Below are 240 nucleotides of genomic sequence, written 5' to 3'. Positions count from 1 at the left end.
GGAGAGGCATCTCAATCTCTTTTGCGAACTGACCAGAAACCTGGCGTTCAAGCCCGCCTCGAGATTGCCTACCCACCCGTCCCTGCACGGGACCTCTATCCGCGCGGCACGCGGAATTCTAATCCAAGCTCAGGCCGCTTTGGCCTCCCAGCGGTATGGCGTGTTGTCCATCCACATTCGATGCAGGATCACGGCCAGCCGCCGTGCCACCGCCACAACGGCTTTCGCCATCCCGCGGCG

The 240-nt window shown here is 62.5% G+C and carries 1 pseudogene; it reads right to left on the bottom strand.

What is annotated here, in order from left to right:
* Nucleotides 1–129: 129 nt before the first annotated feature.
* Nucleotides 130–240, bottom strand: a pseudogene (locus tag C7I85_RS30450) (IS110 family transposase); the annotation flags it as partial.

Source organism: Pseudaminobacter soli (ex Li et al. 2025) (genome assembly GCF_003012705.1).
Classification (GTDB): domain Bacteria; phylum Pseudomonadota; class Alphaproteobacteria; order Rhizobiales; family Rhizobiaceae; genus Pseudaminobacter; species Pseudaminobacter soli.
This window is presented reverse-complemented; position numbering and strand designations above follow the sequence as displayed.